General features: G+C 43.9%; 21 protein-coding genes. 8 read left to right on the top strand and 13 right to left on the bottom strand.

The genetic code is table 11. The features are described from left to right. Nucleotides 1-152: 152 nt before the first annotated feature. Nucleotides 153-440, top strand: a complete 288-nt coding sequence (locus tag ACN0V2_RS00845) for a DUF3579 domain-containing protein (RefSeq protein ID WP_417548895.1) — start codon at nt 153-155, stop codon at nt 438-440. A 223-nt stretch (nt 441-663) separates the two neighbouring features. Here the strand turns inward: ACN0V2_RS00845 and ACN0V2_RS00840 are convergent, their stop codons facing one another. From ACN0V2_RS00840 to ACN0V2_RS00810, 7 genes are all read right to left on the bottom strand, one after another. Continuing rightward, complete coding sequence (locus ACN0V2_RS00840; protein ID WP_417548894.1) at nt 664-1113, bottom strand: CBS domain-containing protein; 450 nt, start codon at nt 1111-1113, stop codon at nt 664-666. A gap of 64 nt (nt 1114-1177) precedes the next feature. After that, nucleotides 1178-2761 carry a peptide chain release factor 3 gene (locus tag ACN0V2_RS00835; protein WP_417548893.1) on the bottom strand — a complete coding sequence of 528 codons (1584 nt, stop codon included), beginning with the start codon at nt 2759-2761 and terminating at the stop codon, nt 1178-1180. Nucleotides 2762-2838: 77 nt separating this feature from the next. Beyond that, nucleotides 2839-4602 carry a diguanylate cyclase gene (locus tag ACN0V2_RS00830; RefSeq protein WP_417548892.1) on the bottom strand — a complete coding sequence of 588 codons (1764 nt, stop codon included), beginning with the start codon at nt 4600-4602 and terminating at the stop codon, nt 2839-2841. 84 nt (nt 4603-4686) lie between these two features. After that, entirely contained in the window at nt 4687-4896 is a 210-nt protein-coding gene (locus ACN0V2_RS00825) for a hypothetical protein (protein WP_417548891.1), read from the bottom strand. 78 nt (nt 4897-4974) lie between these two features. Continuing rightward, a complete protein-coding gene (locus ACN0V2_RS00820) occupies nt 4975-5304 on the bottom strand; it encodes a TraR/DksA family transcriptional regulator (RefSeq protein ID WP_417548957.1) in 330 nt (109 codons plus the stop codon). 23 nt (nt 5305-5327) lie between these two features. Next, entirely contained in the window at nt 5328-6188 is an 861-nt protein-coding gene (locus tag ACN0V2_RS00815) for a universal stress protein (protein WP_417548890.1), read from the bottom strand. A 20-nt stretch (nt 6189-6208) separates the two neighbouring features. Further along, nucleotides 6209-7699, bottom strand: a complete 1491-nt coding sequence (locus tag ACN0V2_RS00810) for a SulP family inorganic anion transporter (protein ID WP_417548889.1) — start codon at nt 7697-7699, stop codon at nt 6209-6211. A gap of 365 nt (nt 7700-8064) precedes the next feature. Here ACN0V2_RS00810 and ACN0V2_RS00805 point away from each other — a divergent pair, with 365 nt between their 5' ends. From ACN0V2_RS00805 to ACN0V2_RS00775, 7 genes are read left to right on the top strand one after another with little or no spacing between them, the layout of a single operon-like run. Beyond that, nucleotides 8065-9360 (top strand): mechanosensitive ion channel family protein, encoded by a 1296-nt coding sequence (locus tag ACN0V2_RS00805; protein ID WP_417548888.1) that lies wholly within the window; start codon nt 8065-8067, stop codon nt 9358-9360. 48 nt (nt 9361-9408) lie between these two features. Next, complete coding sequence (locus tag ACN0V2_RS00800) at nt 9409-10623, top strand: multidrug effflux MFS transporter (RefSeq protein WP_417548887.1); 1215 nt, start codon at nt 9409-9411, stop codon at nt 10621-10623. Between the two features lie 56 nt (nt 10624-10679). Next, nucleotides 10680-12083 carry a TolC family protein gene (locus ACN0V2_RS00795; protein ID WP_417548886.1) on the top strand — a complete coding sequence of 468 codons (1404 nt, stop codon included), beginning with the start codon at nt 10680-10682 and terminating at the stop codon, nt 12081-12083. Next, the gene (locus ACN0V2_RS00790) at nt 12080-13249 is read left to right on the top strand and encodes an efflux RND transporter periplasmic adaptor subunit (protein ID WP_417548885.1); all 1170 of its coding nucleotides are present in this window, start codon (nt 12080-12082) and stop codon (nt 13247-13249) included. The genes ACN0V2_RS00795 and ACN0V2_RS00790 overlap by 4 nt, the downstream gene beginning before the upstream one ends. After that, nucleotides 13242-16397 (top strand): efflux RND transporter permease subunit, encoded by a 3156-nt coding sequence (locus ACN0V2_RS00785; RefSeq protein ID WP_417548884.1) that lies wholly within the window; start codon nt 13242-13244, stop codon nt 16395-16397. The genes ACN0V2_RS00790 and ACN0V2_RS00785 overlap by 8 nt, the downstream gene beginning before the upstream one ends. Next, nucleotides 16394-17071 (top strand): response regulator transcription factor, encoded by a 678-nt coding sequence (locus ACN0V2_RS00780; RefSeq protein WP_417548883.1) that lies wholly within the window; start codon nt 16394-16396, stop codon nt 17069-17071. The genes ACN0V2_RS00785 and ACN0V2_RS00780 overlap by 4 nt, the downstream gene beginning before the upstream one ends. Beyond that, nucleotides 17061-18356 carry a sensor histidine kinase gene (locus ACN0V2_RS00775; protein WP_417548882.1) on the top strand — a complete coding sequence of 432 codons (1296 nt, stop codon included), beginning with the start codon at nt 17061-17063 and terminating at the stop codon, nt 18354-18356. Before ACN0V2_RS00780 ends, ACN0V2_RS00775 begins: the two co-directional genes overlap by 11 nt. Here ACN0V2_RS00775 and ACN0V2_RS00770 read toward each other — a convergent pair. From ACN0V2_RS00770 to pnp, 6 genes are all read right to left on the bottom strand, one after another. After that, nucleotides 18353-19120: an ATP-binding protein gene (locus tag ACN0V2_RS00770; RefSeq protein WP_417548881.1), complete on the bottom strand. Its 768-nt coding sequence runs from the start codon at nt 19118-19120 to the stop codon at nt 18353-18355. The two genes, ACN0V2_RS00775 and ACN0V2_RS00770, sit on opposite strands and share 4 nt — an antisense overlap. 59 nt (nt 19121-19179) lie before the next feature. Then, the gene (locus ACN0V2_RS00765; RefSeq protein ID WP_417548880.1) at nt 19180-20001 is read right to left on the bottom strand and encodes an energy transducer TonB; all 822 of its coding nucleotides are present in this window, start codon (nt 19999-20001) and stop codon (nt 19180-19182) included. Then, nucleotides 19994-20437, bottom strand: a complete 444-nt coding sequence (locus tag ACN0V2_RS00760) for an ExbD/TolR family protein (protein ID WP_417548879.1) — start codon at nt 20435-20437, stop codon at nt 19994-19996. Before ACN0V2_RS00760 ends, ACN0V2_RS00765 begins: the two co-directional genes overlap by 8 nt. Next, complete coding sequence (locus ACN0V2_RS00755) at nt 20434-20832, bottom strand: ExbD/TolR family protein (RefSeq protein WP_417548878.1); 399 nt, start codon at nt 20830-20832, stop codon at nt 20434-20436. Before ACN0V2_RS00755 ends, ACN0V2_RS00760 begins: the two co-directional genes overlap by 4 nt. Further along, nucleotides 20822-21514 carry a MotA/TolQ/ExbB proton channel family protein gene (locus tag ACN0V2_RS00750; RefSeq protein WP_417548877.1) on the bottom strand — a complete coding sequence of 231 codons (693 nt, stop codon included), beginning with the start codon at nt 21512-21514 and terminating at the stop codon, nt 20822-20824. The genes ACN0V2_RS00755 and ACN0V2_RS00750 overlap by 11 nt, the downstream gene beginning before the upstream one ends. 357 nt (nt 21515-21871) lie before the next feature. Continuing rightward, on the bottom strand, nt 21872-23974 hold the full coding sequence (gene pnp, locus ACN0V2_RS00745; protein WP_417548876.1) for a polyribonucleotide nucleotidyltransferase: 2103 nt from the start codon (nt 23972-23974) through the stop codon (nt 21872-21874). Nucleotides 23975-24154 lie beyond the last annotated feature (180 nt).

Raw genomic sequence — 24154 nt, 5'->3', positions numbered from 1 at the left:
TCTCGTTGTCGTCAAATGATAAAGCGCTCGATTATACGGGTTTTTCGCGCCGACCTAAATCACTGAAAAGAGTTTGTTTGGCCTTTGCCTGATGTTACACAGTAAAATGCACAACCATTATCCATTTTGTTTATTCAAGAGCACCTAATTCGATGGCTGCAACGCAAAAAGTGATCATTAAAGGTATCACCGAAGACGGCGGTAAATTTCGCCCCAGTGATTGGGCAGAAAGACTATGCGGTGCGGTAGCTAGTTATGGTCCTGGTAGACGAATCATCTTTCATCCCAATGTTAAATTGGCCTCGTTGGAGGGCACAAAATGTGTGGTGATCGATGCACAACTCGAAGAAGATGACGTGATGTTGTTTGAGTTTCTCCTGGAATTCGCCAAAGATAACCAATTGCAAGTAGAAAGATTGGATAAGTTACCCGAATCTTAAGCCCTAAGGCTTGCTGATCTTTCATATCCACCACTTCTGGCGGATATTTTTGTGTCCAACAAGGCGGAAAGCACGCCGTGTAGCCTTCCTACATAAAATGAGTCTAGAACTCATTTGAACCGCTTAGCTGGCCGCCAAACGATGAAATACAGGGATGTATTTCATACAACGCAGGCGGGCGCAGAAATAGTCCCAGCCCTACGGGTTGTGCCTGAAGAAAGCCCTACCCTTCCTGCTCAGCGTCCGGCCAATTCTGAATATAGTTTTTAAGAAGTTTATTTTCGAACTTGGCTTTTTTCAGCAACTCTTCAACCACATCCGTAATCGATAACATTCCCTCAAGTCGGCCTTTGTAGACTACCGGTAAATGGCGAATATTATGTTCAACCATCATATTCATTACTTCTTCCAGCGTATTATCTGGGTCACATGTATAAGGATTTGGCGTCATTGCATCTGCCGCTGTTTTAGGTTCCCACATGGCATGTTTCTTATGCAATACACTGAGCAAATCGCGCTCGGACAAAATACCCACTAAAACGCCATTTTCTGTCACAACTAATGAACCAATACGATGTTCCATCATTAAATGGACGGCTTTGTCTAAGGAATCAGTTGGTATCAGGCCGATAACCGGCTTACCTTTATTTTTGGTAATGAGTCTGACTTTCATCTCTCTCTCCGGCAACGAATGGAAAAATCATTCTGCTTGAGAAGTCAGCTCGCTGGCAAGCCTTTTAAAGATGTTCACGGGTGGAACGGAAATCAATTTCTGGCCAGCGTTCAATTGTCAGATCCAAATTGACTCGTGTCGGGGCAATATAGGTCAAGTTGTCAGCACCGTCCAATGCCAGATTCATCGAAGCTTTACGCTTAAATTCCTCCAGCTTTTTTACATCGTCGCAATAAACCCAACGTGCGGTATGCACCTGAACAGGCTCATAAGCACATTCAACGCCGTATTCGCCTTTCAAACGATGAACCACCACATCAAACTGCAATACGCCGACTGCACCAAGGATTAAGTCGTTGTTATCTAACGGGCGAAACAACTGCGTGGCACCCTCTTCACTCAACTGTTGCAGGCCTTTCAACAACGCTTTGTTTTTCAATGGATCTTTCAGTCGAACACGACGGAATAACTCTGGAGCAAAGTACGGAATACCAGTGAACTGTAAGTCTTCCCCTTGCGTAAAGGTATCGCCAATTTGAATCGTTCCGTGGTTATGTAGACCGAGAATATCGCCAGGCCAGGCTTCCTCAGCCTGTTCACGTTCTGCAGCCATAAAGGTCACCGCATTGGCAATAGTCACATCTTTACCAATTCGGGTCTGATGCAACTTCATGCCTTTGGTGTAGCGACCGCTACAAACCCGCATAAACGCAATACGATCTCGATGTTTAGGATCCATATTGGCTTGGATCTTAAACACAAAACCACTGAAATTATCTTCATCGGCCGCGACATCACGGGTTTTAGTTTCGCGTGGTTGTGGGGCTGGCGCATATTCAACATAGGCATCCATCAACTCGGTCACACCAAAGTTATTCATTGCTGAACCGAAAAATACCGGGGTCATCTCTCCAGACAAAAAAGCATCCAAATCAAATTGATCGCTGGCGCCACGAACCAGATCAATTTCTTCGCGTAACTCTTCCGCCATTGAACCAAACAGCTCATCCAAACGAGGATTATCCAAACCTTGGATCAACTCACCGGCTTCTTTGCCCCCATGTGCCTCAAACAACCGAACATTGTCATTATAAAGATGAAAAATCCCCTTAAAGCCCTTACCCATTCCAATTGGCCAAGTGATTGGTGCACAGCGAATATTTAAGATATTTTCAACTTCACTGAGCAAATCCAACGGATCCCGTCCTTCCCGATCCAGCTTATTGATAAAGGTCAGAATTGGCGTATCACGTAAACGGCAAACTTCCATTAATTTAATGGTACGTTCTTCTACACCTTTGGCACTGTCAATGACCATTAATGCTGAATCTACTGCCGTCAGTGTGCGATAAGTATCTTCAGAAAAGTCAGCATGGCCTGGTGTATCTAACAGATTAACGATGCGGTCTTTATAGGGAAACTGCATCACCGAAGAGGTCACCGAAATGCCCCGCTCCTTTTCCATTTCCATCCAGTCAGAGGTGGCGTGTCTATCCGTTTTACGTGATTTGACACTACCCGCCATCTGAATTGCACCACCGAATAACAGCAGTTTTTCGGTCAACGTGGTTTTACCAGCGTCGGGATGCGAAATGATGGCAAAGGTGCGTCGTTTAGAGACTTGTTTCTGTAACAGACTTTCGGACATATTGACTCAGTTTAATATATGGATTGGCCAATTAAGCTTGGCAGCACGGGCAAGAAACCGCGTATTTTGGATGAAAATCAGGATGCAGACAATTCGGTGCTTGCGGCTTCCACACGATTACGCCCAGATTGTTTGGCTCGATACATCGCCTGATCAGCTCGTTCAAACAAACGTCTGCGGCTTTCAGTGCCTGGTATAGCTTGGGCAACACCAATGCTGATAGTAATATTCCCAACTGTTTCGAACTCAACTGTTTCGATATGTTGGCGCAAACGTTCTGCCAAAGCCATGGCTTCATCAAGTGTGTTGTGCGGTGCTAAAACAATAAACTCTTCACCACCCCAGCGGCCTAAATTGTCACTGGCACGAAGTTTTGATTGTACTTCCTCGGCAAGTTTGGTTAACACCTGATCGCCCACATCATGTCCATGATTATCATTTACCAATTTGAAGCGGTCCACATCAAACAGCAAAATTGAGCATGGGTGACCATATCGCTCAGCAGCGGCCATTTCAGCATCAATTGCCAATTCCATTCGATAGCGATTCCAGATTTTGGTTAATGTATCAGTATGGGCAATCTCTTTAAGCTGTTTATTGGCACGCTGTAATTCTGTGTTGAGACGATTGATTTGATGTACGGTAATCGCAACAGCTAAATCTTCGGCCAAATCCTGCGCCGCGTGTTGTTCATTTACCGACCAGCGTGAAGCCTCATTCTCAATCATTTCTACCCAAATCTCATGACCGCGTTCTTCAACACGTTGCAGAGGATTTGATGTTTCAGCTTCAATTATGTGTTTTTTTCCCACCCAACTACATCGTTTTTTTTCAGCGTTTCTAAATAATAGGAGCCATCCAGATTGGTTTTGCTCAATAGGTAATGGCACGGCTAATAATCCCGCCCTATTTCGCAAGTTGACTAGATTATCTAAGGGGCTGTTTGACAGATGGTCGCACGCCCAACAAGCTTTCTGCCCAGAGTGCTCTGCAAGCCACTTACCCACAATATCCAACTCATAATTATCCAGGGTTTCCCCGGCGCATCTAATCTGATCGCGGTATAACAGTGCAATGCCGTTGCAATTGAATAGCGCCATCCAATTCTTGCCATATTTATCAAGTAATGTCGTCGGCTGTACTACTTTGTCTCGTTCCGCTGAGAGCAATTCGCGGCTATCCAATACTTGTTGCAGAAAAACTGCTTGTTGCCGAGCTTGCAATAAAAACATCCTTTGCGTTGCCATTTGCACCAAATTAAATGCCGCATCACGTTCCGCTGCGGAAATTTCAATCGACGTAAAATGATGGCAGGTCAGGATCCCCCAAAGCTGTTGTTCACCATGAATGGCTATAGATAACGAAGCAGCAACGTTTATCTCACGTAAATACTGTTGGTGATAAGGAGACAAAGCCCTCAATATGCCAGCAGTTAAATCTAAAGGTGGCAGATTAAGATCAGTTGAAATTGGCGTTAATAATATTGTTTCGGCATTTACATCCGGTACATTACGAAGTGGATTATTCGCATAACGGTCTCTGACTTCAGCAGGAATATCGCTGGCAGGAAAACGGTAATTCAATAAACTTCGAGATGCATTGCGACACATCTCAGCAATCGCCGTACGGTTCCAGTGTGAATCAAACTGACATAACAACACGCGATCATAACCGGTCACAGCTTGTACGCTCTGCACTAACATTTGTTGTAGTGATTTAATTTCCTGAACTTGTGCCAGACGACTCAACCATTCATTGACGATTGGCATTAAACGGAGTTCACCGGATGGAGAAAGGGGTTCAAATTCAACGACAATTGAATGACTAATACGATAAGCCATCACATAGAAGCGTTGATAAGAACCGAGAACCTGTCGATTAATAATCAATGCTGCTGATAAACGCGAGCTTATGGAGAGAGCTTGCTATAAACGTTGTTGTAATTTGCTACCCAAAATATCTTTGGGTGAAGACGCCAACGCAGTGTCGATGGAAATCCCCAGCTTTTCCTGCAAATTAAAACTAACTTGCAAAATCTTCTGTAACTGGTCGTCAAAACGTATAAGACAACCAAAGGATTGAACCCCTTCAACTCTTTTAGCAGATAGATCTTGCCCTACAAAAGTAGTAGCCAAAGCATATTTCCAATTTAAAGATAAAACATCGAACTGCTAATGAAATTGTAGTCTTAATAGCTGTTAAAAAACTTAAAATTAATCAAAGGCTTTATCTGCACATTTTATACAGCGAGTTACCGTTAGGTCGAAATTTAGCTGTGCTTCGCTAATAGCTTGATCACAGACAAAACAAAAGCCAAAACCATCCTCTTCGATACGTCGCAATGCCCCATCAATTGCCTGTAATTGTGCTTGCTTAAATTTCAAAGCTTCTTGCTGTTGGATTTGCTGGCGAAAAGACAAACTGTCTAATTGTGCAGGCTGTATTTCAACCATTCTGGACGTATCAGGCTCATTATCCGTCAATAATGCCAATTTCAGTTGCAATAATTTTTGCCGGTAGTTTTCCAACTGCACAATATTCATTTGATTCAAGTGTTGTTCCTCAACTATCGAAGCAACAACAGTGGAATATCACTCATCCGCACCATTTTTGCCGTGTTACTACCGACCAGAAACTGGCGAATACGCGAGTGTCCATAAGCCCCCATCACCATTAACTCAATATCATTATCACGTTGATATTGATGTAATGCAGGTTCGACCGCTCCCTGTAATAAAGCAAATGTGACCTCAAAGCCTGCCGCTGTGAGTCGTTGCATTGCCGACTCTAATTTTGATTGATGGCTGGTATCGTCTTCGGCCACCATCACAATATGGCAAGCCATACCTTTTAACAGATCACTTTCGGCAACTTTTTCCAACGCTTTAGTCGCTGTGGCACTGCCATCATAGGCAATCATAAAACGTGTAGGCTCAGTAAAACTCGGCAAAGTAATTAATATCGGTTTATTTAATGCCCGAATCACATTTTCCAGATGACTACCTAAACTATGGGTTTCATTTTCATGGGCCTGGCCTTGACGTCCTAATACCAGGACACGAGTATCCTCTTGCAGATCAGACAACGTTTCCATCAAGCCCCCATGGCGTTGATGTGTAGTCACTTCAACCGCACCGTGTTGCTGAGCTAATGCTCTGGCATCCTGCAAAATATTTTTACCATGCTCCAACGCCAGTCGACCACGTTTTTCATCCAGCTCCACAAGCTCTTCTAACAGATGTTCACGACTACCTAATCCAATATTACCTGAGAGGTTTTTGCTGTTCTCTGGTTTGGGATATTCGGTTTTATCCAACACATGCAATAAATCTAAAGGGGCATTTAACCGTTGGCTGACCCAAGCGGCTGCTTTACAGACTGCTGGTGAAGTTATTGAGCCATCAATACAGGCTATTATTTTTGTCATCTCTCTCAATCCTCTATTTATCAGTGACCGGCGAGCATTTTTTCGACTTCTTCCGGTTTATCGTGCACACCAAATCTATCAACAATGGTTGCGGTAGCTTCATTCATTCCAACCAGTTCGACATCAGTACCTTCCCGACGGAATTTGGTCACAACCTTGTCCAATGCTGAAACCGAGGTAATATCCCAGAAATGTGCATGACTCAAATCAATTTCGACTTTTTCCAACGCTTCTTTGAAATCAAATGCGGCAACAAATTTATCTGACGATGCAAAGAAGATTTGGCCTCTGACCTGATAATGACGTTTAGTATCTTGTTCGCTAAGATCACTTTTCACCACCATAAAGTGTGCAACCTTATTGGCAAAAAACAACGCTGCCAGCAATACCCCGACAAATACACCTAATGCCAAATTGTGGGTGAACACCACGACAAGCACTGTAACTACCATCACGATATTGGTGGATAGCGGATGTTTTTTCAGATCGCGTATGGAAGCCCATGAAAAGGTACCAATTGAGACCATGATCATTACAGCGACCAAAGCCGCCATTGGAATTTGTACCAGTAGTTCATCCAGTACCAAAACCATAAACAATAAAAATAAACCCGCTGTCATGGTGGATAAACGACCGCGTCCACCGGATTTGATATTGATAATCGACTGACCAATCATCGCACAACCCGCCATGCCGCCTAATAAGCCGGAACCAATATTTGCAACACCTTGACCTTTACATTCACGGTTTTTATCACTTGATGTATCGGTTAAATCATCAACGATAGTGGCTGTCATCATCGATTCCAGCAAACCGACTACGGCTAAAGCTATGGCATAAGGAAAAATGATAGTTAAGGTTTCAAAATTGAGTGGTACATCAGGCCATAAGAATATCGGTAAGGTATCCGGCAAATCCCCCATATCCCCTACCGTTCGGATATCAATGTTAAACACTACCGCTACAACCGTTAGCACAATAATGGTCACTAAAGGAGATGGCAATAAACGGCCAATTGTTGGCACATATGGAAATAGATAGATAATACCCAGGCCAGCAGCCGTCATCGCATATACATGCCAAGTAACATTAGTTAATTCGGGCAATTGCGCCATAAAAATCAAAATAGCTAATGCATTTACGAAGCCAGTGACCACTGAACGCGAAACAAAACGCATTAAATTTCCGAGTTTTAGATAGCCCATGATGATTTGAATAACGCCGGTGAGCAAGGTTGCCGCCAACAGATATTCCAATCCATGTTCTTTGACCAATGTCACCATTAATACAGCCATGGCTGCCGTGGCCGCTGAAATCATCCCAGGACGACCACCAACGATAGAGATAATTACTGCGATACAAAACGAGGCATATAAACCAACTTTTGGGTCAACGCCGGCAATGATTGAAAAAGCAATGGCTTCAGGGATAAGTGCAAGGGCCACCACAATACCGGCGATCAAATCACCCCGGATATTGGAAAACCAATCTCGTTTAAGGTTTTGCAACATTAATTTAGCTTCCTGTGTTCAAAAGATTTTTTCAGATAAAAATTATTGCCAAGCTGAGTGACATTATGATGTCGACTGCATTCATTTAAAGGTGGTCATGACCAGCACAACCGCATTGTTGGCGGGGGCGATGTGTTAAACATCAAGGACCAGATCAGGTCCTGAGGGAAGTAATACGCTAGGGTGGATTACGCTTCACGTCGATAATTGGGCTTATTTGGAAAACCCGCCAATATACAGGAATTTGCTCTGTCTTCATAACTTTACGGAAAATTTCCCGGATAAAACACCACGTTATCAGCCAGATTTCATAGGCGTTTGAATGCTACAATCTGCCCCCTGATGCAAAGCTGCGGAGCGCAATTGTGGAAAGCTATTATCAAATAACCGACTGGTTAGAGAACTACCCTCACCTCTACACCCTTATTGGTCTGTGCTTATTATTATTGATCTCTTGGGTGGCTAACTGGGTGGTCAAACGCATTCTGGTTCGTGGTGTCTACCGTATTCTTAAAACCAGTCAATTGGGACGCTATTCATCTTTAGCTGACTCTCCGTTTATTAGACGGATGGCGAATATTGTTCCAGCGATTATTTTATCAACAGGTATTGTCGTTATACCGAACATTTCAGAAACCGCTGTCACGGTGGTGCAAAATGTAACGTCTGCCTTTATTGTGCTTACCATTGCTTTAGGTCTGGGCAGTTTGCTGACCATTGTGAATGATGCTTATAGCAAACGTCCCGATGCCCATCTTAAACCCATAAAAGGCTATCTGCAGGTCATTAAAATCGCCATATTTGCGATTGCCACTATTTTGATCATTGCATCATTGATTGACCGTTCACCATTAATTCTTTTGTCTGGTCTGGGTGCTATGGCGGCCGTATTGTTACTGATTTTCCAGGACACTTTGCTGTCACTGGTAGCCAGCGTACAAATAAGCTCCAATGATTTGATCCGAGTTGGTGATTGGATTGAAATGACGCCACTCAATGCCGACGGCGATGTGATTGATATTGCATTACACACTGTTAAAGTTCAGAACTGGGATAAGACCATCAGTGTGATCCCGACTAAACGTTTCTTAACCGATCCATTTAAAAACTGGCGCGGCATGCAGGAATCAGGCGGCCGCAGGATTAAACGTAGTATTTTGATTGACCAGCAAAGTATTCATTTTCTGGCAGACGATGAACGAAAAAAACTCCACCGTTTCAACCTGATGGATGAATATTTAAACCAGAAGCAAAAAGATATTGATGAATGGAATCTACAACTAGCTGAGTGGGGAAAAGAACCAGTTAACACACGTCGTATCACCAATATTGGTAGCTTCCGGGCCTACGTAAATAATTATCTAAAGAACCATCCTAGCATTCATCAAAACTATACTTTGATGTCTCGGCAACTTGAGCCAACTGCAAATGGTCTGCCTTTAGAGGTTTACTGTTTTACCAATACCACCAACTGGATTGAATACGAAGGTATTGCCTCGGATATTTTTGACCATCTGCTAGCGATTTTGCCAGAATTTGGTTTACGGGTATTCCAGCAACCAAATGGCTTTGATATGCGTGAACTTAGACCGCAACCCTTGCCAAAGCAAGATCCAGAAATCAGCCCAGCACTGGGGGATTCACCACAGAAAGAGAATTAGCCTATCGGTAAGTTAATTCTTGTTTGCTTCACTATCAAAGGAAATTGATTGGTTGCCAAAGTAGATAAACACCCTCCTATCACTACTCATAATGTGGCGCAGCTTATTTTTTTATTAGCTGGATTAACCGCTATTGCGCCATTGGCAATTGATGCTTATCTGCCAGCCATGCCATTGATGGCTGCTGAGTTTGCCGTCAGCATTCATGACATTGAACTATCTTTGAGTTTGTTTCTAGCGGGTTTCGCTGTTGGTCAATTGACCGGTGGTCCTTTATCAGATCACTTTGGTCGGCGGCGTATCATCTTTATAGGTCTCACGTTATTTTGCATAGCCAGCATGGGCATTGTGCTGAGTCATACTCTGCATGGATTATGGCTATGGCGAATCGTTCAGGCTATTGGTGGCGGCATGGCCATTGTCAATTCATCGGCGGTGATTCGCGATATCAGCAGTGGTCGTGATAGTGCCAGGTATTTATCGCATATGGCGATTATCATGATGATTGCGCCACTAATCGCGCCACTTATCGGCATGATTTGTTTACATCTGGCCGGCTGGCATTCAATTTTTATTGTGTTGTTTGTTTATGCATTATTAATTGGTCTTTTGCTTTATCGGTTATTGCCGGAAACACGTATTCAACCTACCCAAACATCATCAGCATTGCGCCGTTATATTGAAGTGCTGTCCCATCGAAAAGCACTGGCTTATTTGGCTGCTCAGAGTTTTACTTATGGAGGCTTATTTAGTTTTATTACCGCTTCACCATCAGTGTATATGATTTATTTTGGAGTCTCGGCATCAGTTTATCCGCTGCTGTTTGGGATCAATGTGGTCATGATGATTGTCGTTAATCGCATCAACGTCCGGCTGCTAAATTTTTACGATCCACCCTGTTTATTAAGATTAGGGCAAATTCTGCAGGTCATCAGTGGCCTGATTATGTTGTTATATATTTTTATTAGCCCAGAGCCCGCACTAAGTATTATCGTTTTTGGCATCATGCTGTTTATCGGATCGCAGGCACTTATCGTATCCAACGCCATCGCCAGTACGGTGGAATTCTTTCCTCGTAGCAGTGCTACAGCCACTGCTGTACTTGGTTCATTTGGCTTTTTATCCGGTGCGGTCAGTGGATTATTGGTCAGCTCTTTAGGCGATGGCAGTCTGTGGCCAATGATTACGGTGATGACCGGTTGTGCCGTTGCGGGCCTGACTCTGAAAACCCTTATTTTGCACAGTTGCCCAAGTGATAAATAAATATAACCGACCGTTAACCTTGCATTAACCCCTGAACAACTAAATTGGCTGTCACAATGACCCCCAACTTACAGGGAGCGCGATATCAGGTGAACGTTATCAACCCAAAAAGCTATCTAAAAAAACTGGCTTATCTGCCATTGCTGCTCGTTACAGCATGTAGCATCACACCTGAACAACCCGACTACGTGCAATTGATCTCAACAGAACAACAACGGGTTACGGAGTGGCAGAATCTACCGCAACAAACTGACGTCGCCTATCTGAATGATTTGGTTGATAGTGATATGTTTGAAGAGCTGCTGCAGATTGCGATGCAATCCAATCCTGGGTTACAGCAAACATTATTGACTTTACAAATACGCCAATCTCAACTAATTCAAGCCTCGGGTGAAAAACGTCCTTTTGTCAGTGCTGGCTTCTCAGCACTCAACAGCAGTGACAGTGATGCCAGCTTTGGTGCTGATGTCAGTGTCAGCTGGCAAGCTGATTTGTGGGGCAAACTGGCTGACAATGAACGGGCTGCAGACTTAGATATTACCGAACAAACCCTTTTGTACCAGTCTGCCCGTGACACGTTAGCAGCCTCTGTAATGCAGGTCTGGTTAACCTTAATCGCTCAACAACGTGCACTTGATATAGAGCAGCAGCGACAAGCTAGTTTGCAGCAAACTGAAGACTTTATAGTGCAACGCTATCGGCAAGGATTGGGCACATTAGAAGATTTAGACAGTGCAAGAAGTGCTGTGGCGACCTCATCTGCCAATACCGAAGCCTTGGCAGAGAACTTTCGTCAACAATATATCCAATTAAAAACGCTGATCGGACAGGTAAACAATCCAAACTTTTCATTACCAACAGACTATCCAGAAGTTGTTATACCAGCGATTGATTTACCCGAACAAACATTAAATCGTCGCCCAGATTTGCGCGCTGCATATGCTGCGATCGAAGCTTCCAGTGCACGAACCGATGTAGCTTATAAAGATTTATTACCAAGTCTGAGTCTGCAAGCAGTATTAGAAGATGTCGGCAGCTCTCCTAGGGCCAGTTTATTCACAGCTCCAGTTTGGAGTTTATTGGGTCAACTAACGGCACCGTTATATCAAGGTGGGCAATTACGCGCCGCAGCAGAAATCAGCGAACTAGACACCGCTATCAGCTATCAACAATACCGAGACACGTTACTCAATGCTGTCACCGAGGTTGAACAGGCCATCAGCCAAGAACAGGCTTTGGTTAAACGCCAGCAGCACATCGAAACAGCCCTTGCCAGTGCGGAAAATAATCTGCGTCAATATCAAGCGAATTATCGCAGTGGGCTGTTAAATATTCTTGATCTGTTAACCGTACAACAACAAACCTACGACTTACAGTCACAGTTGGATGATCTGATTTATCAACGTTTACTGAATCGAATTTCATTAGGCCTGGCATTAGGGCTGGAGGCAAAAGCATGACCAAGCGTTTTCAATGGATGGTATTTCTGGCCGCTTTGGTTACGTTGATTGCAGTTTATTTCATTACTCAACAGATGATTGAGTCGTATGCCAATAGACCTTTGCCAATTAAGCAAGTCCAACTTATCAGTCCAGAAGTTTCTGTCATAACCGTGACACCTGGCAGCTATCAATCTCGTATCAGCGCGTTTGGCGCTACCGAAGCGCATTACAGCATCACGCTCAGTGCACAAGTTGCCGGACAGGTTGAGCAAATATCACCACAGTTTGAAAGCGGATTTCGCCTGAAAAAAGGCCAAGAGATGTTACGCCTGGAAAACAGTGATTATCGTGCCGCCGTGGCTGCAGCTAAACAGCAATTAGCCGAAGCCGAATTGCTCTATTTACAAGAAGAACGCCAAGGCCTGCAAGCACAAGCAGAATGGCGGGCCTCCGGTCTTGATGGAGAACCTGATTCGGATCTGGTTTTACGCGTGCCCCAATTAGCAAGTACAAAAGCTGCTGTTGCCAATGCTCAAGCACTATTAACCAGTGCTGAAAAAGATCTGCAACAAAGTCTTATCAGTGCACCGTTTGATGCATTAGTTATAACTCGCGATGTCTCACCTGGCAGCTATCTGCAAAGTGGAACCCAAGTTGCTTCGTTGTATAGCACCGACTGGGTTGAAGTAAAAGTGTCGCTGTCAGATCGTGAATGGCAAAGCTTGCCAGCATCCGAAAATTTAGTGACCGGTGAATGGCCTGTCGAGTTATATGCTGTAGAAGGTGATGGCCACTGGCAAGGCAAAATCTTAAGGGTGGAACAGCATCTTGATGGAACAACCCGCCAACGCTCATTGATTGTTGGTGTGGAACAACCATTGGATCAACAGCCAGCCATTTACCCAGGGCTGTTTGTTGAGGTCAGCTTAGGTGGTCGTCAAATGGCGGAGCTATGGCAGGTACCCACAGCTAGTCTCAGTCAACGTGGTGATATTTGGTATGTCACAGCGGAAAGAACGCTGGCAAAATTTGCTACCTCACCGGCATTCAGTGATGAAAATTATATTTATATTACTCCGCCAGAGAACTTGAAAGATAATCCTCAACAAATTTTACTGCAGCCCATCAGCAGCTATATCGAAGGTATGGCAGTGGCACCGATTGAGACTGTAACTCATGAGTAAAACTATTGGTCGCAGCGGCATCATCGGCTGGTTTGCTACCAATCCGGTTGCAGCAAACTTGCTGATGCTAGTCGTCATTATTCTGGGGTTGATGTCGGTTGGTGATTTACGTAAAGAAGCCTTTCCCAGTAGTGAGCCCGATAGCCTAACCATTTCAGTCTCTTATGACAGTGGCTCAGCAAAACTGTCGGAAGAAGGTCTTGCGATTAAAATCGAAGAGCAATTGGAAGGCATCGTCGGTGTTAAAACGATTACCAGTCAGTCAACACGAAGTGGGGTTACGGTCACCGTTGAGATGCAAAGCGGATATGATCTGGATACGTTAATGCGTGACGTAAAAGCGCAGGTTGATGCCATTTCCACTTTTCCTGCAGAAGCCAAAAATCCAGTTATTAAAAAGGCTGAACGAGAAGAACATGCTATCTGGTTACAGCTCTATGGAGATACCGATCGGCATACCTTGCAGCAACTTGCAGAATCGCTTAAAGCGGATTTGCTAAACAAATCCACTATCAACCGAGTCACGATTTCTGGCTGGTTGGATCCAATGATGATGATCGAAATTGACGATGGCCGATTGCAAGCATACGGCCTGTCATTAAGTGACGTTGAAAATGCCATTAATACCAACTCCTCTACTCCATTAACGGCCATCCTTCGTAATGAAAATGTCTATTTACAACTGAATGCTTCCGAACAAGCGTATTTAAAGCAAGATTTTGCCGAGATCCCATTAGTCACTGGAGAAAATGGTCAGCAGATTCTGCTGGGGGATGTCGCCTACATTCTAGATAGCTTTGATGATGAAACGTCGATTCTGTCGAGGTTTCAGGCAAAAGACAGTATTGGTGTACAAGTCGTTACCACTGGCCTGGATGATATTGCCGACTCTGTTGCTGATGCCTATGACGTTGTCGAAGCTTGGCAAAACAGTAATAAATTACCCGCACAAGTTGAACTGGCAACCTGGTATGACCGTAGTACCAGCATTATGGATCGTTTGAATTTATTAATTAAAAATGCCTTGACCGGTATCGTACTGGTATTTGTATTACTTGCTGTGTTTTTAAATTTGACGGTGGCTTTTTGGGTGGCGATGGGTCTGCCTTTTGTATTTCTCGGCACCTTATTTTTTATGGGTGATTCCTACGCAGGATTATCACTCAACTCCTTTACCACTTTTGGATTTCTAATGGCGCTTGGCATTATTGTCGATGATGCTGTTGTGGTCGGAGAAAGCATATACAGCGTTAGATCTCGTGAAGGTGACACTTTGCGCAATACCATTAAAGGTACGATGCGAGTTGCGGTGCCCACAATATTTGGCGTATTTACAACTGTAGTGGCTTTTTTTGCCTTGTCACAAATTGAAGGTCGGCTCGGCGAGCTCTATTCGCAATTTGCAGCGGTGGTCGCCATTGCCTTAGTAATGTCATTGATTGAGTCAAAATTAATTCTGCCTGCTCATCTAGCCTATTTAAATACCCATAAAAAACCCTCACAAAACATTCTCGCCAGTGGATGGCGAAAAGTACAGCATGGCGCTGATAGTGGACTACAGTGGTTTGCCGAAAAAGTTTATCAACCAGCCATAGAGTTTAGCCTACGCTTTCGTTATGGGTTACTCATGGTATTTATGATGATCTTTATCATCGTTTTCTCCATGCCATTTAATGGCACTATTCGTATGAGCTTTTTCCCTAGCATTGCCGGCGATACTGTCAGAGCTAATGTCTCGATGGAAAATGATGTCAGTTTTGGCCGTACTCATGAAACCCTGTTGATGATGGAACGCACAGCGTATGAAACGGATAAAGCTTTGCGTAATGTCGATTCAGGAAAAAGTGGCATCGCTAATTTGCAATTGCTCTCGCAGGCCGATCACAGTGGTGGCGTGACCGTTGAGTTAGCTCCTGATTCACCTTATGACCTAGTTGAATTTCGCCGCGAATGGGAAAAACGTGTTGGCATGCCCGAAGCGGTTCGTAGTTTACGCATTCAAAGTGGTCGTGACTCTGATGACGCATTACGCGTGGAGTTGCGTTCTAACGATGATGATGTGCTGACACTGGCCGGTGCAGAATTGTACAAATTGTTGGAACCGATGCCAGGCATCATCGGTTTAGAAGACAATCTGCAACCGGGTCAACCACAATTACAACTAAAGCTTAATCAACAGGGTCGGGCCCTAGGATTGACTACGGATGAGCTTGCCAGACAAATTCTGCAAGGGTTTTCTGGACAAGTTGTGCAACGCTATCAACGTAACAGCGATGAAATTGAAGTGAAAGTTCGCTTTCCCGAAGCCGATCGACAAAATCCAGCAGATGTATTGAAATCCAGGGTTCGCCTGGAGGACGGCACAGTAATTCCATTATCCAGTGTGGCCAATGTCAGCTATGGCTTTACCCGTGACAGTATTACTCGCATTGATGCCAAACGAGCCATATATCTCTCTGCTGATGTCGACAAAGATCTGCTTTCGGTCACCGAATTTGTTGCCCAACTGAATCGTGATGTAGTACCTCAGTTGGAAGCCAAATATCCTGGTTTAACCATTTATTTTGCTGGAGAAGCTGCCGAACAAAAAGAAACACAATCATCGATGCTAAACCTGTTCTTATTAGCCATGTTGGGCATTTATATGCTGTTGGCGATTCCATTGAAATCGTATATTCAACCAATATTGATCATGACTGCCATCCCATTTGGCATTGTCGGTGCTTTACTGGGACATTGGATGAACGATCTGTCTTTGGGAATCTTGTCACTCAATGGCATCATTGCTCTGAGTGGTGTGGTAGTGAATGACAGTTTGTTGCTGGTCTCCAGATTTAATGATTTGAAACAGGAATACGCCGATGTGAAGCAAGCCATATTACTATCAGCACGAGACCGTTTAAGGGCTGTTTTACTCACTTCGTTTACGACCTTTGCAGGACTAATGCCTTTACTGGGTGAAACCTCCAGACAAGCACAGTTTCTGATCCCTGCAGCGGTGTCACTGGCGTATGGCATTATGTTTGCCACCTTTATCACGCTGATCTTGATCCCGTTGTTATTGATGATTCAACATGATGTGGCGCAATATTTTCATCGTGGCAGCAAAGTGGTATTACCAGCAACTGAACAAGGACCAGCCAAATGATTAGTGTGCTGCTCATTGAAGATGATCTTGATTTGGCGCAGACGGTTATGGATTATCTACAACTGGAAAACATCAGCTGCGATCATGCGAGCAATGGTGCTGCTGGCTTGAATTTGATACAAAAAAACTACTATGATGTTTTGCTGCTTGATCTCAATTTGCCACGTATAGATGGCTTGACGGTATGTGAGCGTCTACGCAGTGAAGGCTCCGATATCCCAATATTAATGCTCACAGCCCGAGATCAACTCACTGATAAACAAGCTGGCTTCACTGCTGGTACCGATGATTATCTGGTTAAACCTTTTGAGCTAAAAGAACTGGTCATGCGGATTCAGGCATTGTCGCGTAGACGCAGTGGACAAACCCAACTGCTCCGTTGTGGTGATTTGCAAATGAACTTGCAAAAACGGCAATTAAGTCGAGCTGATATCAATCTACATTTGTCCCCTATTGGCTGGCGAATTCTGGAATTGTTGTTACGCGAATCTCCCAATGTGGTCAGCCGACAACGATTAGAGATAGCAATCTGGGGTGAAGAGGTGCCGGATAGTGATAGTTTAAAAGTGCATCTACATCATTTACGTAAAACCATTGATGGTCCTTTTACCACATCGCTACTTCATACGATTCCGGGTATTGGTGTAGCGATTAGGTCAGACAATGAAGCGTAAAATCAGTCTTAAACGTCTTATTACCGTCAGCATCTTATTGTTTGGTGGCACCATCGTGCTCGGCTATTCTTTGTTAAGTGCCCATTTTTTTATTCGCGGTATGGACAATATCGTCACTGGAGGGATGGAAAATGCCGCTTTAACGTATCTGGCCAGTAACAAATCCTTGGCTGAAGATGAGTTAGTGGACTTTAGGGGTAGCCAACTTTCAAGACAATGGGAAGCACAATCTGCAGAAATTCGCCAAGCATTTTCCGCCCCTCCACAACGTAGTGGAGAATCTATCAAACGAGATGATTCACACTGGTTTAACCGTCCAGATAAAGTGTATTTCGCACTGAAAGTCGAGTTGGCAAACGAGTCAATTTATATCAGTAGAACACTCTCCCGGGAGAATGTGTCCAGTCTGGTGGGCCGTAACATGGCTGATAGTATGCGATTATTGTTAGGTGTCAGTGCCTTAATCGCTGTGACGTTAATATTGATCACTTGGTTAATAATGCGCAGTATTTCGACACCAGTAGCTCGACTGAATAATTGGACACAATCGTTAACACCGGAAAACCTATCTCAGCCCGCCCCTGATTTTCTGTATCCCGAACTGAATCAAATGGCCAAACTTATTCAGAACAGTTTGTCATCAGTTCAGCGCAGCCTGGACCGTGAGCACCGCTTCTTACGTTACACCAGCCATGAGCTGCGTACTCCTATCAGTGTCATTCGTAATAATATCGAATTGCAGTACAAAGTATTGCAGCAGACTTCTTCAAGCTTGAACCCCATGCAACGGGATATTGCAGATCGAATTGATCGTGCCAGCATCACCATGCAGCATCTTACGGAAACCTTGCTTTGGTTAAGCCGTGAAGATAACGAAAAACTTCCCGAATCAGTGATTGAGATTGACCAACTGCTGTTAGAAATCACCGAAGAAATGCGTTATTTACTACGGGATAAAACCGTTGAACTGATAGTAGAAACCCATCCCTATCAATGCTCGATAAGTTCAGTAGCAGCAAGAATCGTATTAGGAAATCTGATTCGTAATGCCTTCCAACATACTTGGGAAGGTCAGGTCATTATCAGCCAACAAGGTTCACAGATCAGTATTGTTAACCGTCAGTTTGAGGCCGATATCGAGGTGGCTCCAACCGAGCTAGGCTTCGGACTCGGTTTGCAGCTCACAGCTCAGTTATCTGAAAAACTGGGTTGGTCTTACCAAAATATTGCCAACGAAAATGGTCATGATGTCATTCTCGATATAGCCCCCCGTCAAATCCTCTAGGTGTTATTTAAAAACTGACGATAAAACTGCACTGCTGTACGGCCACTATGGCTGGCACGGCGCATGGCAAATTGCTTCGCTTGTTCATGCAGTAATGTCTGATCGACAGTAACATTGGCAAACAAAGTGTCGACCATGGCCAGATAAGTATCCCAGTTTGGCGGATAAAACGATAACCAAAGACCGAAACGATCTGACAACGCCAGTTTATCTTCCAGACTGTCACTGTAATGCACCTCACCATCCACTACCCGACTGGCCTGATTTTCGGATTGCTGTTCCGGCATCAGATGACGACGATTGGAAGTTGCATAGATGCGTACATGTTCTGGCGGTAATTCCAGCCCGCCTTCTAGTAAGCTTTTAAGAGGTTTGAAGCCTTCATCACCCGGTTCAAATGACAAATCATCACAGAAGATCACAAAACGAAACGGCCGATCTTCCAGATCATCGAGAATTTCCGGTAACCAGCCAAGTTCCGCTTTATCAATTTGCAACATGCGTAAACCTTGATCGGCAAATTGATTTAATAATGCTTTAATTAATGAAGATTTGCCGGTGCCGCGCGAACCCCATAACAAAGCATGATTACTGCTTTCGCCGTTAACAAATTGGCGAGTATTTTCAATCAGTTGCTTTTTTTGATCCTCAATGCCAATCAGTTGATCTAGCTGTACCGGATCCAGACGGGTAATCGCTTTGAGTTTTTGGGTATGTGCTCGCCATACAGCGGCGTGGATTTGGTGCCAATCCAGATTATTCATCTGCTGTACTCCGGGAGTTCAGAAAAAGCCGTTATGATGGTGTCCAGCTTTGATGGATGTCAACTGCTTAATTCAAATGCAATGGGTACTTTCACTTCAAGTTGCTGCTGTGACATATCTTCCGGGAAAGCTGGTAACGGTTGGGCTTTTTCTAGCATTTCCATCACTGCCTGATCTAACCGTTGAAATCCTGAACTGGCATCTATACGTGACTCTTTGATCTTGCCATCACGGCTAATAATAAAAAATAACTGTACTATCCCCTGCTCACCTCGACGTCGAGAAATGCCTGGATAACGTTTTTTCTCTGCCAGGGTTTTAGCAAGTAAGTTGAAATAAGTTTGTTGAGCAGCCTGTTGTAAAGCGGAAGCAGCTTGACTAGAGATGGCACTACTTTCTGTGGATTCACCCTGGTCGGCAATATGTGTTTTTTCGATCTGCTTTTCAGAATTAGCTGTGGTTTGTTGTGCTGGGTCAGCGGTTGCAGCTAGAGTTTCTGAGGTATTGAGTTTCGGTTCAATGTGATCTGCATGTGGCGCGGTATTAACCGCTTTTTTTATTTCAGTATGTTGTAAAGGTTTTTTGGTTTCAGTTTTATTGGGTTTTTGCTCAACTTGTACAAGCTCATTATTGGGCTCCTGAACGTCAGTAATTGCAGATTCTTCATCGATATTTGTCAATGGCTCTGCAGTAGCGGCCGCCTGTTGTTTTTCCATGGTAGTGGCATCTAGCATGCTGATATCAATTTCGATACCGGCTTCTTCAACGGGTAGGACAGGTTCAAGTTGGAGTGGATGTTTAAGCGTATACATACCAAATGCAAACACATGGATCGACATGGCACTCAAAATGGCCAGTAGCCAGTAACGAAATTTAATCATGTGGCTGGATCTGAGTCTGGGTCTGGGTTTGTGTGGCTAATGAAACCCTCAGTATTCCTGCAGCACGAACCTGCTTTAATAATTCAGTTAATTTATTAGCCTCTAATGTAGCATCGGGTTTCACCAGTAACTTGAAAGATTGGGGGTGATCACTTTCTGATATTTTCTGTTTTAAAAGATCCGTTAATGTATTGGCTTCAAGCAAAACATCATTAAATGCCAGTTGACCACTGGCAGATACCAACAAAATAGCTTCGTGCTCTTCTAAGGCTAATTGCTGTTGAGAGGTTGGTGGTTGAATTTTAATAAGTGCACTAGATGTCAATTGACCAGCAATCATAAAAAATATCAGCATCAAAAATACAATATTAATCAAAGGGATCATATTGTCATCAAGCTGATTACTTTTTGAAGATCGGCTGGGGATGAGTATCATAGCGCTAAGCCTGCCAGACTAACTTTTTCAACGCCGATGGATTTTAATTGGTCGAGAAAATCGATCATCTGTTGTGTTGTCACACCTTCAGCGACAGATACAACGAACACGCCAGCTTTAACTTCTTGAAGCTTTTGTTTTATTGGATCGAGTTTTGATACAGAGTAACGTCTTTTATCAAATTCGTATTCACCAGCGGCCTGCAACAGTAAATAGTATTGAGTCCGAATTTCGTCAGTGTTGTATGACTCACTAGCTGCCGTAATATCCATCTGGCGCCACTGGGTAAAACCGGATGACAACATAAAAAACAATAACAGGATAAACACCACATCAATTAGAGGCGTTAGGCTAATTAAGCAACGTTTTGCTGTCAGCGGGTGTTCAAGCAACATTTTTTAAACTTTCAGCAGATTTTATTGTTGATAGTTTTATAAAAGGCGCATGAGTAAAAACCTGTGTCACCCCATCGTTGATCAGGGCTGTCACACGCTCTGTTTTTCGCTCCAACCAGTTATGTGCTAGTACGGCAGGAATTGCCACCGCAAGTCCTACAGCGGTGGTTAATAAGGCCTGCCAAATCCCTCCAGAAAGCACTGCGGGGTCAACCTGACTACCTGCCAGTTCCATCTGTTGAAATGCCAGGATCATGCCGAGAACCGTACCAAATAACCCTAATAACGGACTTAAGCTGGCAATGACTTCTAGTGGACGCAAATAACTGCGTAATTGATTGATTCGTAAACTGGCAACACGTTGTAATTCTTCTCTGAGTAGTTCTTTCGGAATCTCAGCCTGTCTCAGGCCTTCCATAGTTAACGCTAATAATTCATCTAACGGTTTGGAGATTTTCAGCACGCGAATAGCCTGTTCAGGCTCGTTTTGTTTCCACAATGCAATGGCTTTATTCGCAGTAGAAGTTGATTCAGGCGATATCAACATCATTTGCCAGATTTTGATTAATACAATACTGACCGCAATGATCGAAAAGCCCAACAAAACCCACACGACGGGACCGCCAATGTCTAATAACTCTTGTAAAAGCGTTAAAAAAGAGGGTGTTTCGACTTCATTCATCGCCGAGCACTGCCCAGTGGGAAGTTGTGAAAATTGAGTTTGTGCACAATGCATGATCTCTTAGTTAAAAGAGACATAATGATAATGGTTATCATTAAGCTTTGCAAAGAAATCTTTAACAATGGACGTTTTTTTTATTTTGCAATCAAGTGGATAGCACTGCTTAACTGGAATTTACTGATATTATTTAACGTTTTTGATTATGAGATTCCCATCCTAAAATTCATTATGAAAAATGCGATATAACCTGAGAACAAAGCTAACAAGTATCGTTAATTATATTGGGCAACACGGTGAACTCCCCAAAAAAAAAGCCCCGCTAAGCGGGGCTTTCAAATCTAAGCTGAGTCGGCTGATTTATTCAGCTTCTGCTGCAGTTGTTTCATGAACCGCTTTCATGCTCAGGCGAATACGGCCTTGGCGATCTACTTCCAAAACCTTCACGTCAATCATGTCACCTTCAGACAGTTTATCGCTTACATTTTCCACACGCTCATCAGAGATTTGTGAAATATGTACCAGACCATCTTTACCTGGCAGAATGGTGACAAACGCACCGAAATCCATCAGTTTGGCAACGCGGCCCTGGTAAATCTTGCCTACTTCGACTTCAGCAGTGATTTGCTCAATACGATGTAATGCATCCTGACCCGCATTGAAATCAGAAGAGAAAATCATCACCGTGCCATCATCTTGGATATCGATAGTCGCGCCGGTTTCTTCAGTGATTGCACGAATGGTTGCACCACCTTTACCGATAACATCACGAATTTTATCAGCGTGAATTTTTACCGTGATAATACGTGGGGCAAACTCAGACATTTCCTGACGGTGTGTTGAAATTACTGCATTCATTTTTTCCAAAATATGCAGACGACCATCACGGGCTTGTGCCAGTGCGGTACGCATGATTTCTTCGTTGATACCTTCGATCTTGATATCCATTTGCAGTGCAGTCACGCCTTTCGCGGTACCTGCTACTTTAAAGTCCATATCACCGAGGTGATCTTCATCGCCCAGGATATCTGTCAAAACGGCATAACCATCGGCTTCTTTAATCAGACCCATTGCAATACCGGCAACTGGTGCTTTAATCGGCACACCAGCATCCATTAACGCTAATGATGTACCGCAAACTGAAGCCATTGAGCTTGAACCATTTGATTCAGTGATTTCTGAAACCACACGAACCACATACGGGAATTCTTCAGCCGTTGGCATAACCGCTTGAATACCACGTTTAGCTAATTTGCCATGACCGATTTCACGACGCTTTGGTGAACCTACAAAACCGGTTTCACCAACGCAGAATGGAGGGAAGTTGTAATGCAACATAAAGCGATCACGATATTCACCTTCAACCGCATCAATCATCTGTGCATCACGTTCGGCACCCAAAGTCGCAACCACAATCGCTTGAGTTTCACCGCGGGTGAAAAGAGCAGAACCATGAACACGTGGTAATACGGTAGTTTCAACAAATACCGGACGAACAGTTTTAGTATCACGGCCATCAATACGGGGTTCACCAGCAATAATGCGGCCACGAACCAGTTCTTTTTCTAATTTGCCAAACAAACCTTTAACATCATCAGCAGACCATTCACCCTCTTCGGTCACTAATGTATCTACAGCTGATTGACGAATTTCGGCCAGTTGATCCTGACGCTGCATTTTGTCGCTGATCGCATAAGCGTTTTTAATGCCTTCAAATGCTTGTTCTTTGACTGCATTATATAAACGATCATCTTTTTCCGGAGCAGTCCATTCCCAAGCCGTTTTGCCAGCTTCAGTTTTCAGCTCTTCGATCAATTTAATCGCAGTTTGTATCTGCTGATGACCATACATCACAGAACCTAACATGACTTCTTCAGGCAGTTCAGAGGCTTCAGATTCAACCATCAATACTGCACTGACAGTACCAGCAACAACTAAATCCAATGAGCTGTTGGCTAATTGTTTCTTTGAAGGATTCAGAATGTAGTTGCCATCAACATAACCTACACGGGCGGCACCTAATGGGCCATTAAACGGCAGGCCAGAAACAGCTAACGCTGCAGAAGCACCAATCATCGCAGGAATATCTGGATCGATTTCTGGGTCTAAAGCCATTACAGTGGCAATAACCTGTACCTCGTTGATGAAACCTTTAGGAAACAATGGACGCAGTGGACGATCGATCAGACGGGAGGTTAAGGTTTCTTTCTCAGAAGGACGTCCTTCACGTTTGAAGAAACCGCCAGGAATTTTACCGGCCGCGTAGGTGCGTTCTTGATAGTTTACGGTTAATGGAAAGAAATCCTGTCCTGGATTAACATTTTTCTTACCAACTACAGTCACCAGAACCGCTGTTTCACCAAGACTGGCGATAATTGAACCACCTGCTTGACGCGCGATTTTCCCGGTTTCCAGACTGAGCGTATGCTCACCGAACTGAACTGTCTTTTTTACTGAATTCACTAGTATTTCCTTCTCTTGACAACACCAGTCACAAACCTTTTCATGACTGATTTAAAAAACGATAAGCGCATAAATGAATATGCCCCTGAAATCGCGGGGGATTTCAGGGGCATATCAGTCAACGCATCAACCTAATGCCAAAACTTTTGGCGTAGGCTCGATGAGATGTTTTACAGACCA

The organism is Methylophaga sp. (assembly GCF_048266885.1).
Classification (GTDB): Bacteria; Pseudomonadota; Gammaproteobacteria; order Nitrosococcales; family Methylophagaceae; genus Methylophaga.
This window is presented reverse-complemented; position numbering and strand designations above follow the sequence as displayed.

Bases quoted from the DNA above. Each gene is read 5' to 3' on its own strand.
- ACN0V2_RS00795 (WP_417548886.1), top strand. From the start codon at position 10,680: ATGACCCCCAACTTACAGGGAGCGCGATATCAGGTGAACGTTATCAAC.
- ACN0V2_RS00820 (WP_417548957.1), bottom strand. From the start codon at position 5,304: ATGAATATTGTGCAGTTGGAAAACTACCGGCAAAAATTATTGCAACTG.
- ACN0V2_RS00775 (WP_417548882.1), top strand. From the start codon at position 17,061: ATGAAGCGTAAAATCAGTCTTAAACGTCTTATTACCGTCAGCATCTTA.
- ACN0V2_RS00760 (WP_417548879.1), bottom strand. From the start codon at position 20,437: ATGATACTCATCCCCAGCCGATCTTCAAAAAGTAATCAGCTTGATGAC.
- ACN0V2_RS00830 (WP_417548892.1), bottom strand. From the start codon at position 4,602: ATGGCTTATCGTATTAGTCATTCAATTGTCGTTGAATTTGAACCCCTT.
- ACN0V2_RS00845 (WP_417548895.1), top strand. From the start codon at position 153: ATGGCTGCAACGCAAAAAGTGATCATTAAAGGTATCACCGAAGACGGC.
- ACN0V2_RS00810 (WP_417548889.1), bottom strand. From the start codon at position 7,699: ATGTTGCAAAACCTTAAACGAGATTGGTTTTCCAATATCCGGGGTGAT.
- ACN0V2_RS00835 (WP_417548893.1), bottom strand. From the start codon at position 2,761: ATGTCCGAAAGTCTGTTACAGAAACAAGTCTCTAAACGACGCACCTTT.
- ACN0V2_RS00750 (WP_417548877.1), bottom strand. From the start codon at position 21,514: ATGAATGAAGTCGAAACACCCTCTTTTTTAACGCTTTTACAAGAGTTA.
- ACN0V2_RS00790 (WP_417548885.1), top strand. From the start codon at position 12,080: ATGACCAAGCGTTTTCAATGGATGGTATTTCTGGCCGCTTTGGTTACG.
- ACN0V2_RS00785 (WP_417548884.1), top strand. From the start codon at position 13,242: ATGAGTAAAACTATTGGTCGCAGCGGCATCATCGGCTGGTTTGCTACC.
- ACN0V2_RS00780 (WP_417548883.1), top strand. From the start codon at position 16,394: ATGATTAGTGTGCTGCTCATTGAAGATGATCTTGATTTGGCGCAGACG.
- ACN0V2_RS00770 (WP_417548881.1), bottom strand. From the start codon at position 19,120: ATGAATAATCTGGATTGGCACCAAATCCACGCCGCTGTATGGCGAGCA.
- ACN0V2_RS00765 (WP_417548880.1), bottom strand. From the start codon at position 20,001: ATGATTAAATTTCGTTACTGGCTACTGGCCATTTTGAGTGCCATGTCG.
- ACN0V2_RS00840 (WP_417548894.1), bottom strand. From the start codon at position 1,113: ATGAAAGTCAGACTCATTACCAAAAATAAAGGTAAGCCGGTTATCGGC.
- ACN0V2_RS00815 (WP_417548890.1), bottom strand. From the start codon at position 6,188: ATGACAAAAATAATAGCCTGTATTGATGGCTCAATAACTTCACCAGCA.
- ACN0V2_RS00755 (WP_417548878.1), bottom strand. From the start codon at position 20,832: ATGTTGCTTGAACACCCGCTGACAGCAAAACGTTGCTTAATTAGCCTA.